This is a genomic window from Arthrobacter sp. SIMBA_036 (assembly GCF_046535135.1).
GTDB lineage: Bacteria > Actinomycetota > Actinomycetes > Actinomycetales > Micrococcaceae > Arthrobacter.
In genome coordinates this window covers 1-247 of the sequence record NZ_JAWRXG010000381.1, presented here as the reverse complement: position 1 = coordinate 247, position 247 = coordinate 1, and the positions used below count along the sequence as shown (strand labels likewise).

Below are 247 nucleotides of genomic sequence, written 5' to 3'. Positions count from 1 at the left end.
ATGAGAAAAGAAAACGCATTGGAAATAGCCGGAAAGCAGGCTGCTGAGTTCGCCGAGGATTTTGGCTCGTGGGGCTCCTACATGAAAGAAAAAGGCTTGACCTTTATGCCTTCAATAAAAAGTGAGTCAGGCGGGAAAGTTTTAATTGGTGATGAATCCTACGAGACGCTAAAGCCAATAATCTCCTCACTCTACACGCAAGAGAACTTGCAGCGGGTTATTAGTTTTAAGGCCTTACGTGATTTAG

At 44.1% G+C, this 247-nt stretch carries 1 protein-coding gene; it reads left to right on the top strand.

All coding sequences use genetic code 11. The features are described from left to right. On the top strand, nt 1-247 hold a 247-nt coding region (locus tag SB659_RS20240; RefSeq protein ID WP_410551725.1), incomplete at both ends, for a hypothetical protein.